This window comes from Nakamurella lactea DSM 19367, from assembly GCF_000426645.1.
Taxonomy (GTDB): domain Bacteria; phylum Actinomycetota; class Actinomycetes; order Mycobacteriales; family Nakamurellaceae; genus Nakamurella; species Nakamurella lactea.
Genome location: NZ_AUFT01000021.1, coordinates 13050 through 27915 on the forward strand (window position 1 = coordinate 13050; position 14866 = coordinate 27915).

The 14866-nt window shown below is 70.5% G+C and carries 16 protein-coding genes; 11 read left to right on the top strand and 5 right to left on the bottom strand.

Features of this window, described 5'->3' with window-relative positions:
* Positions 1-189: 189 nt before the first annotated feature.
* Entirely contained in the window at positions 190-1179 is a 990-nt protein-coding gene (locus K340_RS0118955) for a helix-turn-helix transcriptional regulator (protein WP_051266876.1), read from the bottom strand.
* Between the two features lie 348 nt (positions 1180-1527).
* Between K340_RS0118955 and K340_RS0118960 the strand changes: the two genes are divergently transcribed.
* The 3 genes from K340_RS0118960 to K340_RS34535 all read left to right on the top strand — a co-directional run bounded on the left by K340_RS0118960 (position 1528) and on the right by K340_RS34535 (position 3591).
* Positions 1528-1719 carry a DUF7455 domain-containing protein gene (locus K340_RS0118960; RefSeq protein ID WP_029137864.1) on the top strand — a complete coding sequence of 64 codons (192 nt, stop codon included), beginning with the start codon at positions 1528-1530 and terminating at the stop codon, positions 1717-1719.
* Positions 1720-1875: 156 nt separating this feature from the next.
* Positions 1876-2358, top strand: a complete 483-nt coding sequence (locus K340_RS0118965) for a hypothetical protein (RefSeq protein WP_154674358.1) — start codon at positions 1876-1878, stop codon at positions 2356-2358.
* Between the two features lie 324 nt (positions 2359-2682).
* The gene (locus K340_RS34535; RefSeq protein ID WP_161632140.1) at positions 2683-3591 is read left to right on the top strand and encodes an META domain-containing protein; all 909 of its coding nucleotides are present in this window, start codon (positions 2683-2685) and stop codon (positions 3589-3591) included.
* A 32-nt stretch (positions 3592-3623) separates the two neighbouring features.
* Here K340_RS34535 and K340_RS0118980 read toward each other — a convergent pair whose 3' ends face one another.
* Positions 3624-5450 (bottom strand): DEAD/DEAH box helicase, encoded by a 1827-nt coding sequence (locus K340_RS0118980; protein WP_029137868.1) that lies wholly within the window; start codon positions 5448-5450, stop codon positions 3624-3626.
* Positions 5451-5788: 338 nt separating this feature from the next.
* Here K340_RS0118980 and K340_RS31505 point away from each other — a divergent pair, with 338 nt between their 5' ends.
* The gene (locus K340_RS31505) at positions 5789-7033 is read left to right on the top strand and encodes a YihY/virulence factor BrkB family protein (protein WP_245599632.1); all 1245 of its coding nucleotides are present in this window, start codon (positions 5789-5791) and stop codon (positions 7031-7033) included.
* A gap of 72 nt (positions 7034-7105) precedes the next feature.
* On the opposite strand, the gene K340_RS0118990 is transcribed toward K340_RS31505, so the two are convergent.
* Together K340_RS0118990 and K340_RS0118995 are read right to left on the bottom strand one after the other, a co-directional pair.
* Entirely contained in the window at positions 7106-7342 is a 237-nt protein-coding gene (locus K340_RS0118990) for a DUF3039 domain-containing protein (protein WP_029137869.1), read from the bottom strand.
* Between the two features lie 76 nt (positions 7343-7418).
* Positions 7419-7652 (bottom strand): hypothetical protein, encoded by a 234-nt coding sequence (locus tag K340_RS0118995; RefSeq protein WP_029137870.1) that lies wholly within the window; start codon positions 7650-7652, stop codon positions 7419-7421.
* A gap of 205 nt (positions 7653-7857) precedes the next feature.
* Here K340_RS0118995 and K340_RS0119000 point away from each other — a divergent pair, with 205 nt between their 5' ends.
* The 4 genes from K340_RS0119000 to K340_RS0119020 all read left to right on the top strand — a co-directional run bounded on the left by K340_RS0119000 (position 7858) and on the right by K340_RS0119020 (position 10522).
* Positions 7858-8763 (top strand): pseudouridine-5'-phosphate glycosidase, encoded by a 906-nt coding sequence (locus K340_RS0119000; protein WP_029137871.1) that lies wholly within the window; start codon positions 7858-7860, stop codon positions 8761-8763.
* Positions 8760-9626, top strand: a complete 867-nt coding sequence (locus K340_RS0119005) for a carbohydrate kinase family protein (protein WP_029137872.1) — start codon at positions 8760-8762, stop codon at positions 9624-9626. Before K340_RS0119000 ends, K340_RS0119005 begins: the two co-directional genes overlap by 4 nt.
* A gap of 71 nt (positions 9627-9697) precedes the next feature.
* Positions 9698-10177 (top strand): DnaJ family domain-containing protein, encoded by a 480-nt coding sequence (locus K340_RS31510; RefSeq protein ID WP_037365683.1) that lies wholly within the window; start codon positions 9698-9700, stop codon positions 10175-10177.
* A gap of 9 nt (positions 10178-10186) precedes the next feature.
* A complete protein-coding gene (locus K340_RS0119020) occupies positions 10187-10522 on the top strand; it encodes a DUF3099 domain-containing protein (RefSeq protein WP_029137873.1) in 336 nt (111 codons plus the stop codon).
* A gap of 138 nt (positions 10523-10660) precedes the next feature.
* Here K340_RS0119020 and K340_RS0119025 read toward each other — a convergent pair whose 3' ends face one another.
* Positions 10661-11248, bottom strand: coding sequence for an HhH-GPD-type base excision DNA repair protein (locus K340_RS0119025; protein WP_037365725.1), 588 nt, complete (start codon positions 11246-11248; stop codon positions 10661-10663).
* Between the two features lie 55 nt (positions 11249-11303).
* Between K340_RS0119025 and K340_RS31515 the strand changes: the two genes are divergently transcribed.
* The 3 genes from K340_RS31515 (at position 11304) to K340_RS0119045 (ending at position 14794) form a co-directional block, all read left to right on the top strand.
* Positions 11304-12929: a DUF7059 domain-containing protein gene (locus K340_RS31515; protein ID WP_154674359.1), complete on the top strand. Its 1626-nt coding sequence runs from the start codon at positions 11304-11306 to the stop codon at positions 12927-12929.
* On the top strand, positions 12926-13354 hold the full coding sequence (dtd, locus tag K340_RS0119035; protein ID WP_029137875.1) for a D-aminoacyl-tRNA deacylase: 429 nt from the start codon (positions 12926-12928) through the stop codon (positions 13352-13354). The genes K340_RS31515 and dtd overlap by 4 nt, the downstream gene beginning before the upstream one ends.
* Positions 13355-13822: 468 nt before the next feature.
* Positions 13823-14794 carry a sigma-70 family RNA polymerase sigma factor gene (locus K340_RS0119045; RefSeq protein WP_037365687.1) on the top strand — a complete coding sequence of 324 codons (972 nt, stop codon included), beginning with the start codon at positions 13823-13825 and terminating at the stop codon, positions 14792-14794.
* Positions 14795-14866: the final 72 nt, after the last annotated feature.

The following is a 14866-nucleotide window of genomic DNA, read 5'->3' on the forward strand; positions in this document are numbered from 1 at the left end:
CGCGCGGTGTACCGGACGTCATCAGCCTGCGGGGCAGATCCGTTGCCGCCCAGGGCCGAAGGTCCCGGTGCGGATGTGAGGCCGGTGACACCCGGCCGCGGGCAACTCAGTCCCGATGAAGTGTCACCGATTGCGGTGTCAGTCGTATTGCAGTGTCAGTCCTGGTGCAGTGTCAGTCCTGGTGCAGTGTCAGTCCCGATCGAGGGCGGCGAGCATCCGTTGCGCCACAGTGCGGGCACAGTGCCGGATCTCGTTGCCGCCGCGGATCCGGTAGCTCACCGGAAGCACCGTCAGTTGTTCGGCGTACCAGTACGGGTCGCTGGTGCTGCCGACCAGTCGCGTGGTGTTCTCGTCGACGGCCGACAACTGCCCGAGGGTGCGCGGCAGAAGCCGGCCGCAGCGCTCCAGCGGGGCATCGATCTCCACCTCGGCCTGGTACTCCCACCCGGAACCGAGGTGCTCTTCCAGGGTGGCCACCGGGTCCAGCCCGGCCGGCGGGGTGAAGGTGCGATCCAGCGCTTCGGCGCTGCGCACCCGGTCGACCCGGTAGGCGCGGACAGCATCCGCCGTCAGCGACCGACAGAGCAGATACCAGCGGCCGTGCCGGACCACCACCGCCCACGGCTCGGCCTCGAACTCCCACTCTTTTCCCGACTCGGACCGGTAGTCCACCCGCACCAGCCGGTGGTCGGAGCGGGCCCGGACGAGGGTGGCGGTGATGTCGGGATCGGGTCTGACGGCGGACCGGTCCGGCGCCGGTGCAGTCGCCAATCGCACGGATTCGGCTTGCGCGGCAACGGCTTCCGGAAGCGCGTGCAGCAACTTGCCGAGCGCCCTGCCGACCGGGTCGTCCGGGTCGCCGGCGTCGTGATGGCCGTCCAGTACCGCCATCACCAGCCCGAGCGCCTCGGCCGGGCCGAACATCAGCGGCGGCGGCCGCAGCCCGCGACCTGGCCGGTAACCGCCGGCCGGGCCGGTGACCGAATGAATCGGGATATCGGCCTCCCGCAGGATGGCGACGTACCGCCGGGCCGCCCGCGCGGTCACGCCGAGCCGGTCCGCGATCGCGTCCGCGGTGATGCCCGGCCGGTTCTGGATCAGTTCGAGGGTGAGCAACGCACGGGCCGTCGGGCTGGTCTCTGACCGGTCCGGTTCGCCCCACCCGATGGTCGATCCCATGGCGCCACCTCCCGCCGTCGCGACCCGAATCCGGAAGCAGATCGTCCGTGACCGACTCTACGGCGTTCGGTGACCGCGGTCACCGCTGTTGCCGACGGGACCCGGCGTGTCGTTTCGCCGTTGGCGTACACGGGCCGTCCGGCGGGGAAAACTCGTTCGTCAATGGCAGCATGAAGGAACGACGTCCAGCCCCGGGCCGACATCCGCGGCCGCAGGTCACCGTTCGGTGAATCTCCGGTCACAGGTGGGACCGACACGGGAACAGATGCCGTACCGGAAGCGTCACACCAGGTGAAGGTATCCGGAAGGTCCGCCCCATAGGGGCGGAACGATCGATGGGAGGACGTCATGAACGCAACGCTGAGCACCCCCGTGGCGCTGACTGCAGCGGACCGATGCGATCGCTGCGGTGCCGCAGCTGTCGTGCGAGCCATCCTCCCCGCCGGCGGTGAACTGTTGTTCTGCGGCCACCATGCCCGCCAGCACTCCACCCGCCTCGAAGAGCTGGAAGCACAACTGCACGACACACGGGAGAACTGAGACACAGCAGCACCCGCCCAGGGCGGCCCGGCATTGCGCCGGGCCGCCCTGGCGTATTTCCCGGGAGTTGGGAATCCGGCCGCGCGCGGGCAGGCCGATACGGGATGATGACCCGATGGTCCGGACACACTTTCGGGTGACGTGCAGGTGACGATGATGGCTCCCCCGCGCCCCCGCCTTGCGGTGGCACCGGACTATTTCGCCGGGTTCATGCTGATCCTCGGCGGGCTGGCCGGCGTCCTGGAGTTGCTGCTGCCGTGGAGCCCCGCAGTCGAGAAACTGCCCAAGTACGGCTCGCTGACGGGCTGGGACAAGTTGGTCATCGGCAGCAGCCAGCAGCTGTCGGTCGCCGACAGCATCGCGCTGTACTCCGTGCTGGCCGTGGCGATCGCCGGCGGCGCCTGCATCCTGCTCGGCCTGGCGATGTTCACCCCGATCGACCACCAGCCGTTCGGCGCGGTGGCGCTGCTGGTCTCGGTGGTCTCGATCGGCGGTGCCGTCTGGTGGGTGCTGCGCAGCCGGCAGGCCGCCGGCGGGCTCGGCCCGATGCTGTCCAATGCCCAGATCGGCTGGTACCTGTTCGCCGTCTCCGGCATCGTCTGCCTGATCGGCGCGATCAAGGCACTGGCAACCCCGTAGTAGCACCCGACGAACGCCAGATGAACGCGATCGCGACGGCCCAGCAACCTCCCGGCACCGCGCTGCCGTCCAGCGGGTAGTCAGGGCGAGCCGCGCCCGCCGGTCACGACGGAGGATGGCGACATGGCCCGGTTCGGATCAAGGCCATCGGGGCCGAGGACCGCACGTCGCTGCGCGGCGCTGGCGGCGACGCTCGCCGTCGTGCTGGCAGCCTGCGCCACCGGTACGGACCCCGCGGGTGGTGGGGCGCGGGACACAGCCAGCACTGTCGGCGCCTCGGCGGTCTCTCCCAGCAGCTCACCGCCCGGGTCCAGCCCATCAACCGTGTCCAGCCCACCGAGCAGGCCACCGGCCGTAACGAGTTCGCCCGGTAGCCCGACCGTCACGAGCGCGCCGGCGACCGGTCGAACGGCCGTCGAGGGCACCACCTGGTTGCTGGTCCGCGCCGTTGTCGACGGCACCACGTACCGCTCGCCGCAGCACCCGGGCAGTGCGGTGTTCGGCAGTTACACCATGCAGTTCGCGAAGGGCCAGGTCGAGGCCAACGACGGCTGCAACTCGATTGGTGGGCCGGCCTCGGTGGACAAGGAGTCGCTCACCATCTCCGGCGACCTCTGGTCGACGGATGTCGGCTGCCCCGCGACACCGTTGCGCGACGCTTACAACCGGATGCTGGGGCACAAAGCTCAGCTGCACTGGACGCTGTCCGGCGACCGGCTGACACTGACGGCATCGAACGGCGACACCTTCGAGTACGAGCCGTGGCCAACCGGCTTTCCCTCCGACCTTGCCGGTGAGAAGCACGCGACCACGGCGCAGAAGACGATCGACGGGGTGCCGTTCCGGATCTACTCCGAGCCGCGCAGCAGCGGCGGCGATCAGTGCCTGGTGATGGAGTTCAACCCGCCGTCGGGCACACCCTGGGAGCCGGTTCGCGCGTGCCGCGACGATCTGGCGAAGCAATACGTCGTCAACCCCACGGACTTCGCCACTCAGCGCCTGCCCAGCGGAACCGGCGTCCTGTTCAGCGCAGTGCCGAACGGCACCACTTCACGCATCGTGTACCGGCCCAAGGCTGGTGGGTCCACGACCGAGTTCGCACTGACTCCGCTACCCGGCACCGCGTTCCAGGCCTTCTACGCCTTCGTCGACCACCTGCGCACGGGAGACACCGTGACCTTCTACGACACGAAAGGCAATGCCTACAAAGACATCTGGAAGGTTTACTGGTGACGCCCACCAGCACCATGGTCGACTCGCGGCGGCTACAGCAAGCCGAGCAGATGATCCCGCCGGCGACTCAACACCTCGACGTCAGCGGCGGCCGACGCCGGGCCGGGGACCGCCCGCCGCAGCTGAGCGTGCACCTTCGCGTGCGGCGACCCGGTCCGCGCCGCCACCCGGCCGACCAGCTGGTTCACCTCACGCCGCAGGTCCGCGGCCGCCCGCCAGCCGGCCGCCGACGTCACGTAACCACGATCGGAACCGGCCGCGCCGTCAGCCCCGCCGGTCTCCGTACCGCGCCCGGCACCCCTGACCCGACGTGAGCCGAACCCGGCCGGCTCGTCATCGGAGTCCGGGCGCCGGGACGCCTCGTCCACCCGCTTGCGCAGGTCCTTGTCCCGCCGGGCCAACAGCGAGGCCATCTGCTCCGGCGTCAGCATCCCGGGCAGGCCGAGGAACTCCTCGTCGTCCTCGGTGAGGTCCAGCACCGGCTCGGCCGTCACCGCCCGCCCCGAGTGCAGCACGTGCGCGAAGGTCGCCTCGCTGTCCAGCGACTCGCGGTCCGGCACCGCGTCGGCCTCGTCGCCCTCGTCGACCTGCAGATCCAGCGGATCGGCCAGGTCGTCGTCGGCCGGCGCCTTCGGCGGCGGCGCGATCACGTAATTGCGGTCGGTCTCCATCTCGGCGGCCAGCGCCAGCAACGGCCGGACCGCCGGCAGGAAGACCGTCGCCGTCTCCTGCCGGGACCTGGCCCTGACCACCCGGCCGACGGCCTGGGCGAAGAACAGCGGGGTGCGGTAGCTGGTCATCCAGGCCAGACAGGCGGCCCGCGGGATGTCGACGCCCTCGGAGATCATCCGGACGCAGACCGCGATCCGCTCGTTCGAGTCGCGGAAGGCCTCGATCGCCTTCGACGCCTTCGGATCGTCGGACAGCACCAGCACCGGCTTGCGGCCGGTGATCTTGCGGACCACCTGGGCGTAGGCACGGGCATCGTCCTGATCGCTGGCCAGCACCAGCCCGGCCGCGTCCGGTACCCCGGAGCGGCGCAGGTGGGTGATCCGCTCGTCCATCGCGGCGATCACGTGCGGCACCCAGCCGCCCTTGGGATCCAGCGCGGTCTTCCAGGCGGCCGCCTCCACCGACTTCGTGCTGGTGTCGCTGAGCGAGGCCGCGATCACCTCGCCGGCGCTGTTGCGCCACCGTGAGACGCCGGTGTACGCGGCGAACACCACCGGCCGGACCACGTGGTCGGCCAGCGCATTGGTGTAGCCGTAGGCGAAGTCGGCCTTGGACTTCACCAGGTCGCCGTCGATCTCGTAGTCGACGAACGGGATCCGCTCGTCGGCCGAGGTCCGGAACGGCGTGCCGGTCAGGCACAGCCGCCGCTGCACGTCGCCGAACGCCTCGGCCACCGCGTCCCCCCAGGACAGCCCGTCGCCGGCGTGGTGGATCTCGTCGAGGATGACCAGCGAACGGCGGGCCTTTGACCGGCCGGCGTGGATGGCCGGCTTGCCGGCCACCTGGGCGTAGGTGGTCACGTAGCCGTGCGCGCCGTCGGGTACCGGGCCCTGCGCGTTACTGAGGTTCGGGTCCAGTCGCAGCCCGACCCCGGCCGCCGCGTCGGCCCACTGGGTGCGCAGGTGATCGGTCGGGCAGACCACCACCACCCGGTCGATGACGCGGGCGGCGATCAGCCGGCAGGCCAACGCCAGCGCGAACGTGGTCTTGCCGGCGCCGGGCGTCGCGGTGACCAGGAAATCCTTGCGGCCGGCCTGTTCGTAGGCCTGCAGCGCGGTGCGCTGCCAGTGGCGCAACCGGGTGGCGGACGGGCCGTCGCCGAGGAACGCTGCGGGCGCCGCTGTCACCGCTCACCCCCCGTTCCGTTCGTCGTGTCCCGGGCGGCGCTGCCCGCTGACTGCTGTCCTCGTCCTGCTGGGTCCCGCCCGGCCGTCAGGTCCGGTCGTCAGCCCAGGGTTTCCGGACCTGAGCGACCCTACCCGGGGCGACCGACGCCATCGGCCGGACGCGCCAGCGGCGGCGCACCGTCCCTCTTTCGTGCGAACCCGCATCCAGCGGGGTGGGATCGACCATCTGCGGATATGACCGAACTGCGCACGAATGCGGAGAATGCGGGATCACAACTTGGGCGTCAGCGCAGTGTCCGATTACCCGGACTGCGCCGCGAGTTGGCATCCTCGTAGGGGTGAGCACCCCGGGTCCGGCCGAGCGGCGGTCGACGCAGCCTCGCTCGTCGGCGTCCGCGCTCACCGATTCGAGCGTCGGCGCCGGCGGCGCCCGGCCCGCCGGTTCTCCGGCGGATGCGCCCACCAGGGCGCTGCGCCGGAACGAACTGGCCGCGCCTTCGGCCCCGACGGTGGCCATCCCGACGCCGGACACCGACCCGGCCGGCGCGGCGGGGCCGGGATTCGCCCACGACAAGTCCGGCCGGCGGGTCGCCTGGCACCGCAGCACCACCGGACCGGTCCCGGTGCTGCCCGGTGGCTCCACCGGTCAGCGCTGGCGCAAGGTCGCCGGGCGCACGCTGAGCAAGGCCTGGGACGACTCGCTGTTCGGGATGAGTTCGCAGGCGGCGTTCTGGTGTGCGCTGTCGACCGCCCCGCTGCTGCTGGCCCTGCTCGGCCTGGTCAGCTATGTGGCGCCCTGGTTCGGTGCGGACACCATCAGCCAGATCCACGAGCAGATCATGACCTTCCTCAACGGCATCTTCAACGAGGAAGTGGCCACCAGCCTGGTCGGCGACACGGTCAACCAGATCCTGTTCGAGCAGCGCGGTGACGTAGTGTCGATCGGCCTGGTGATCAGCCTGTGGGCCGGCTCGTCGGCGATGTCGGCGTTCGTCGAGTCGATCACCATCGCCTACGGCCAACATGAGGTCCGGCACCCGGTCGCCGAACGGTTCTTCGCACTGGAGCTGTACCTGATCGCGCTGATCAGCGGCATCTTCCTGCTACCGCTGCTGGCCATCGGACCCGAGTTGCTGACGAATCTCTTCCCGCAGGACTGGCGGGACCAGGTCGGTGACATCGTCAACTGGCTCTACTACCCGGTGATGACCGTCGGGTTGATCCTGTTGCTGGCCACCCTCTACAAGGTGGCCCCCAGGCACAAACATCCGTGGCGGCGCGGGCTCCCCGGAGCGCTGCTCGCCGCGCTGGTGTTCCTGGTGGCCAGCTTCGGCCTGCGGCTGTACCTGAGCTACGTCTACAGCCACGGGCTGACGTACGGCGCGCTGGCCACCCCGATCACGTTCCTGTTGTTCTACTACTTCATCTCGATGGCGATCGTGATCGGCGCACAGTTCAACAACGCCACGCTCGAGTACTACCCGCCGAAACAGTCACGGCGGACGCTGCGCAAGTGGCGGCGGCTGGAGGCCGATGACGCGGAAGCCGCGGCCGCCGAGGCGGCCGCGGCCAGAACACGCTGAGCCCGGGGACGAGGGTGAGCCCGGGGACGAGGGTGAGCCCGGGGACGAGGGTGGGCCCGGGGTGCCGGAAGGTCAGTCCTTGCCGGGGGGCAGTTGCTTGAAGATGCGTTCGCAGTCGGGGCAGACCGGCGAGCCGGGCTTGGCCGATTTGGTCACCGGGAAGGTCTCGCCGCAGAGTGCGACGACATGGTTGCCCATCACGGCGGATTCGGCGATCTTCGCCTTGCGCACGTAGTGGAACAGCTTCGGGGTGTCGTCCGACGTGGTGTCCGTCGGCTGCTCGAGCACCTCGGTGGTCGGGCTGGTCATGGTGTTCTCCCTGTCGGATGGCGGTCAGACTCGATGATGCCACCGCCCGCCGTCGTCGGAAGGCCGGCTGGTGGGGTCACATGTTCGACAGTGCCGTGAAGCCGGCCGCGACCAGCAGGCTCAGGATCACTACCAGCACCACGCTGTAGATGGCGCCGCCCGGGCCGCCCTTGGTCGCGGGCTCGGCGGCGGAGTGGGCGCCGTGGGTGTCGGCGCTGTGGCCGGTCGACCTGGCCGGTAGGTGCCCTGGCAGCACCACAGCGGACATGATCACCAACGAAGCAGCGAAGACCAGAATCTGGACGAGCATGACGCCTCCTTGTGTTGCGCTGACGATCTGGTGTCGCGCCGACGACCGGTGTTACGCCGACGACCGCCGCCACGTTCAGGGGCCGGTCGCGACGGCGCCTGCACCGTGGCGCCGAGGTTACCCGGGAGGCCCCGATCCGGCCGACCGGACCCGGCGGCGGCCCCTGGCAGACTGAGCGTCAGACCGCCCTTCCGAAGGAGTTTCCGTGTTCCGACTGCACCCCGAAGTCGCCGACGCCGTGGCCGCCGGCCGCCCGGTCGTCGCCCTCGAATCGACCATCCTGGCTCACGGACTCCCGCGCGGTGACAACCGGCGGATCGCCGACGAGATCGAGCAGCGGGTCCGCGACGGCGGCGCGGTGCCGGCCACCATCGCGCTGCTGGACGGGGTGGTCCGGATCGGCCTGGACGGCGACCAGCTGGACCTGTTGTGTTCCTCCGACGACATCGTGAAGTTGTCGGTCCGCGACCTCGGACCGGCAATCGCACTCGGCGTGAACGGCGCGACCACGGTGGCCTCCACCTCGGCGCTGGCCAACGCCGCCGGCATCGGCGTGTTCGCCACCGGCGGTCTCGGCGGTGTGCACCGCGGCGCCGGCCAGACCTTCGACGTGTCCGCCGACCTGGGGGTGATCGCGCGCACCCCGGTGCTGGTGGTGTGTGCGGGTGTCAAGTCGATCCTGGATGTGCCCGGCACCCTTGAGTACCTGGAGACGCTGTCGGTGCCGGTGATCGGCTACCGCACCGACAACTTCCCCGGCTTCTACCTCAGCGATTCCGGGCAGGCGGTGCCCTGGCGGGTGGAAACCCCGGAACAGGCCGCCGCGGTGGTCAGGGCCCGCCGCGAGCTGGGTACCGACACCGCGGGCGTCGTGCTGGCCAACCCGCTGCCGGTGGACCAGCAGCTCGACCCGGAGCTGCACGACCGGACGTTGGCCGCCGGACTGCAGTTGCTGCACGACGAGGGCGTGTCCGGCAAGGACGTCACCCCGCGGTTGCTGGAACACTTCCACAGCGCGACGCACGGCGAGAGTCTGCGGGTGAACGTCGATCTGGTGCTCAGCAACGCCCTGCTGGCCGGTCAGGTGGCCGCCGCTCTGGCCGCAGCGTGAGCCGACCGCACATCTGCGTGGTCGGCGACGTCGGGTTGGACGTGGCCGCCAAATTGGCCGAGCCGATCGTCGGACACGACGCGCGGGCGGCGATCACCGTCGGGCCCGGCGGTGCCGGCGGCAACACCGCCGCCTGGCTTGCCGTGCAGGACGTCGACGTCTCGCTGATCGCCAGGATCGGCGACGACCACGCCGGGCAGACCTCGGCCGCCGGGCTGACCGCTGCCGGCATCGACTGCCGGTTCACGGTGGATCCGCACCTGGCGACCTGCTGCGTCGTCGCAATCGTCGACCAGCAGGGCGAACGCACCATGCTGGCCGACCGCGGCGCCAACGCGGCACTGTCCCCCGACGACATCGTGCTCCCGGAGGTCGCCGGGCGCCGGCACCTGCACGTATCGGGATATGTGTTGCTGGACAGCGGGTCCCGGCCGGCCGGACTGGCCGCGCTGCAACGGGCGCGCGATGCCGGGTGGACCACCTCGGTGGATCCGCAGGCCGCTGTGCACATCGAAGCGGTCGGCGCCGCGGCCTTCCTGGACTGGATCACCGACACCGATCTGCTGTTGCCCAACGACCACGAGATCGCCGCGGTCGGCGGCGTGCCGGCGGCGCTGGAACACGTCCGGGCGGTGGTGGTGACGCACGGCAGCGACGGTGCGACCTGGCATAAATTTGGGTCGGATCCGGTGACCGTGCCCTCCCCCGCCGTGCACCGGGTCGATGCGACCGGCGCCGGTGACGCCTTCAACGCCGGCCTGCTGGCGCACTGGCTGGCCGGCGCGACGCCGGACGCCGCGCTGACTGCCGGAGTCGCCGCCGGGACCGCCGCGGCCGCCCGGATCGGCGCCCGGCCCGCCTGACCCGGGTGTCCGGAGCGGCCCGGGTGGGCCTCATCCCGGGGCCCGGCGGGCGCGGTCGGTATTCTCTGGACATGGCTGGTTACGAGTCACCGATCGACCAGGCGATCCGCGAAGCCGCGGAACGCGGCGCCTTCGACAATCTGCCAGGCGCCGGAAAACCGTTGCCGCCCACCGGGTCCGGTGGTGGCGACTTCCTCGGCCGCTGGGCACAGGCCGAAGAGGGCGGCGGCTCGTTCCTGCCGATGTCGCTACAGCTGCGCAAGGAGGCCGCCGATATCGGTACCCGCGTGGCCAAGGAGCGGTCCGAGCAGAAGGTGCGCAGCCTGGTCGAGGACCTGAACAAGCGGGTGCTGGACGAGATCCGGATGCCGACCTCCACTCCCCCGCTGGCCATGCGGCAACTCGACGTCGAGCAAATCGTCGCCGACTGGCAGGCCGAGCGGCAGCGCCGCGCCGACGAGCAGGCGGCGGCCATCGCCGCACTGCGGCCCGGGTCCCCCGAGCCGAAGCGGCGCTGGTGGCAGATCCGCCGGGGTGCCGCGACCGAGTAGCGTAGGGCTGTGCCTACCCGTGGCCATCAGCCCACCCTGATCACCGAGGCCGAACTGTCCTACGCCGACCAGTTCAAGATCCGCCGACGCCGGTACGTGATCATGATGGCGATGCGCGTGCCGTTCCTGATTGCCGCCGCCGCGACCTACCACACGCCCTGGCTGGCCATCACGCTGATCTGCGTGTCGATCCCGCTGCCGTGGATGGCGGTACTGGTCGCCAACGACCGTCCGGCCCGCAAACAGCGCTATGTGCGGCGCGGGACCCTGAACACCGAACGCGCGCTGACCAGCGGCCATCCAGCGGAGATCGTCGAAGCCTCGCAACCCCACCCTGAGCCGTAGCGGGGTTGTCCCGCCAGCAAACCAGGCCCCCCGGGACAAGTGCGCTACGCCAGCCGTAGCGGGGTTGTCCCGCCAGCAAACCAGGCCCCCGGGGACAAGTGCGCTACGCCAGCCGTAGCGGGGTTGTCCCGTCAGCCGTCAGCCGGTCTTGGCCGCCTTCGCCGCGGCTTTCGCGGCCTTCTTGGCCGCCCGCACCTGCGCCAGGCTCTCCGGATCGGTGACGTCGGCCACCGAGATCCGGCTGCCGTCCTCGCCGTAGGCGCCGGCGGCCTCCCGCCAGCCGGCCGGCGTCACCCCGTATTGCTTGCCGAGCAGCGCGACGAAGATGGACGCCTTCTGCTCACCGAAACCCGGCAGCGCGGCGATTCGCTTCTTCAGCTCGGCGCCGGAGCTCGCCGTCCCCCAGAGGTTCTCGGCGTCGCCTGAGTAGTCGGCCACCAGCTGCCGGCAGACCTGCTGGACCCGGCCGGCCATCGAGCCGGGGAAACGGTGGATCGCCGGCGGGGTCGAACACATCGCGCCGAACTGTTCGGGATCGGCCGCGGCGATCGCCGCCACGTCCAGCGTGCCGCCCATCCGCTCGGCGATCACCGCCGGCCCGGCGAACGCCTTCTCCATCGGCACCTGCTGGTCGAGCACCATGCCCAGCAACAGGGCGTTGCCGTCCCGCGCCAGCAGCGCATCGGCCTCGGGAATCGCGGTCAGGAACAAAGACGATGCAGTCATGGACTCCACGATCCCATGCCGCGGCCAGGGTGGCACGGCCATTACGCTCAGCCAGATGAGCACCGCGGAACGTCCCTTGCCGCTGCAGGACATGCGGGTGGTCGACGCCCTCGGCGCCGATCTGCGGGCGGCCGGCTTCGACGCGACCGGGGTGCCGGCACTGCTCGGCGCGGGCGCGAACGCCGCGCTCGGTCGCGGCGAGTATTGGCCGGCCCTGCAGGCCACCGGACGTGCGGTCGGGGCTGACGAACCGCTGGCCACCCTGATCCGGCTCTTCCTGCTGGGCACCACCGAACCCGCCGGGAAGGTCGCGGCGGCCCTGCCGGGCACCGGAATCGATCCGGCGGTCGACAACGGCGTACTGGAACGGGCCGACGGTGGCCTGAGGGCCGGGCTGGACATCCGCCCGCACGCCGATGACGAGGCGGAGTTCCTGGTGATCTCCGACCAGGACTCCGACACCCGTCCCGGTCCGGTGCGCCACGACCACGTGTTGGGGATCGGCGCAGCGTCGATCTCGTTGGCCCGCGCGGTGATCCGCCGACCGGTGGGCAGCGCGCTGGACCTCGGCACCGGCTGCGGCATCCAGGCGCTGCACCTGAACTCGCACGCCGAACGGATCGTCGCCACCGACACCAATCCGCGCGCCCTTGCGCTGGCCGCCGGCACCGCCCGGCTGAACGGCATGGAATGGGATCTGCGCGCCGGCAGCCTGTTCGAACCCGTTGCCGGGCAACGCTTCGACCTGATCGTGTCGAACCCGCCGTTCGTCATCGGCGGTGGCGAGCAGCACTACATCTACCGCGACTCCGGGCTGGTCGGCGACGGCATCTGTGAGCAGCTCGTCCGCGGACTGGCCGATCACCTCAACCCCGGCGGCACCGCACAGTTGCTGGCGAACTGGCTGGTGATCGGCAACGACGACTGGCGGGTGCGGGTCGCCGAATGGGTCGGCGCCACCGGCTGCGACGCCTGGGTGGTGCAGCGGGAGTTCGCCGACCCCACCCAGTACGTCTCGCTCTGGCTGGCCGATGCCGGCGAGGACACCGACACCGTGGCCGCACTGGGCGCCGACTGGCTCGACTGGTTCGACCGCTTTGACGTGCGCGGCATCGGGATGGGTTCGATCACCTTGCGGCGCAAGGAGTCCGACGATACCTCTCCGGTCGACCAGATCTTCGACGAGATCACCGGCGCCGGCGAGGAGGTAACCGGCGAGGAAGCCGACGCCTTCCTGGCCCGGCGCCGCTACCTGAACACCACCGACGACCGGCAGCTGCTGGCCACCCGCTTCTCGCTGGCCGCCTCCGCGTTACTGGAGGAACGCTCGCTCCCCGGACAGGACGGCTGGACCCCGGTGCTGCGGATGCTGACCCGGCCGGGCGGGCCCGGCGCCCACCTGCAATTGGACGAATGGACCAGGGCGATCTTCGCCGGCTGCCGCGGAGAGGCGCCGCTGCAGCTGTTGATCGAGCTGCTGGCCGGCGCGAACGACGTCGACGCCGACGCCCTCGCCGCGGTGGTGCTGCCGAGCATCAGGGTGGCCATCGGCCGCGGGCTGGTGCATCCGACCGGGGATCCGGCCGACGCCGGTGGAGCCTCGGATCCGGCCGGCGGGGCCCCGGATCCGGCCGGCGGGGCCTCGGATCCGGCCGGTGACGGCGCGGCCGGCCACCGATGAGGGCCGTCGTCAGCCGGGTCACCTCGGCATCGGTCTCGGTGGCCGGGATCGTGCGGGGCGAGCTGACCGGCCCCGGTCTGCTGGTCCTGCTCGGCGTCACCCACACCGACACTCCCGGCACCGCGGCGCGGATGGCCGGCAAGCTGCACGAGCTGCGCATCCTGCGTGACGAGCAGTCCTGCGCCTCGACCGGGGCCGGCCTGCTGGTGGTGAGTCAGTTCACACTCTATGGGCGCACCGCCAAGGGTCGTCGCCCGAGCTGGTCGGAGGCCGCACCGGGATCCGTCGCCGAGCCGCTGGTGGCGGCGCTCGCGCAAACCCTGCGACAACTGGGCGCTCCGGTGGCCACCGGCGTCTTCGCCGCCGACATGGCCGTGACCAGCGTCAACGACGGGCCGTTTACCGTCATCGTTGAGCTCGACTGACCGCAAAGCGCAGCCACCGGCCGGGCCGATCGCGATCGGTGGCGCCGGCGACGTTTGCCGGGCCGGGCGGCTGGGCAAGGTTCCCATGTCGTTCTCATCATTGCCACAGCGGACGCCCCGCCTGGACCGATTGAGTAAGCCTCACGAGCAACCGACCTGCCGATCCGAACGTCTTGGACCTACAGCCCCGGAGCAGTACCAGCACCACCACCGGGAACGAAAAGGACCGCTCAGGCGTTCTGTAGATAGGCGTGATGAAGGGAGCACTACATGTCCGCCGCTCCGATGATGACCGATATGAAGCCCCGTGTACAGGACGAGTCCGTTCCGGCCGCGAAGGTAGTGACCAAGGAATACCGCCCCGCGAACGACAAGAGCTCAGCACCCACGAGCACACCTTCCACACGCGCAGCGAAGGCGGGGTCGGCGTCAGCCGGTTCCGCGGCAGAACCGAAGGGGGATGACGAGATGACAGCCGCAGTTGCCGCCGATCGGGCCCGGATGGAGGCCGAGGACCTGGATGCCCAGAGTCCGGCCGCCGACCTGGTGCGGGTGTACCTCAACGGCATCGGGAAGACCGCGTTGCTCACCGCGGAACAGGAAGTGGTGCTGGCCAAGTCGATCGAGGCCGGCCTGTACGCCGCCCACAAGCTGGAGACCGGAAAGCGGCTCTCGCCGCAGCGCAAGGCAGACCTGCGGACCCTTGTCCGCGAGGGCCGCAGCGCCCGTCAGCACCTGTTGGTGGCCAACCTCCGGCTGGTCGTCTCGCTGGCCAAGCGCTACACCGGCCGCGGAATGCCACTGCTGGACCTGATCCAGGAGGGCAACCTCGGGCTGATCCGCGCGGTCGAGAAGTTCGACTACGCCAAGGGTTTCAAGTTTTCCACCTACGCAACCTGGTGGATCCGGCAGGCGATCTCCCGCGGCATGGCAGACCAGGGACGTACCATCCGGCTGCCCGTGCACCTGGTGGAGCAGGTCAACAAGCTGGCCAGGCTCAAGCGCGAACTGCACCAGCAGTTCGGCCGGGACGCCACCCTCGAGGAGCTGTCGGAGGAGTCCGGCATCGCTGTCGACCGGATCAACGACCTGATGGACCACGCCCGCGATCCGGTGTCGCTGGACATGCCGGTCGGAGCCGACGAGGAAGCGCCGCTTGGCGACTTCATCGAGGACACCGAATCGGCGTCGGCCGAATCCGCGGTGGTCGCCGGATTCATGCACAGCGACATCGACAAGGTGCTGGAGACCCTGGACGAGCGCGAGCAGACCGTTGTCCGGCTGCGCTACGGCCTGACCGACGGGCGTCCGCACACCCTGGACGAGATCGGCCGGGTCTTCGGCATCTCCCGCGAGCGGGTGCGGCAGATCGAGCGCGAGTCGATGTCCAAGCTCCGGGCCGGCGATCGGTCCGAGGCACTGCGCGCCTACGCCAGCTGAGGCAACGCGCCGGCCGGCGAACGATCGCCGGCGTCAGAGACCTTCCCCAGAGGGGCCGGGTACGTCCGAACG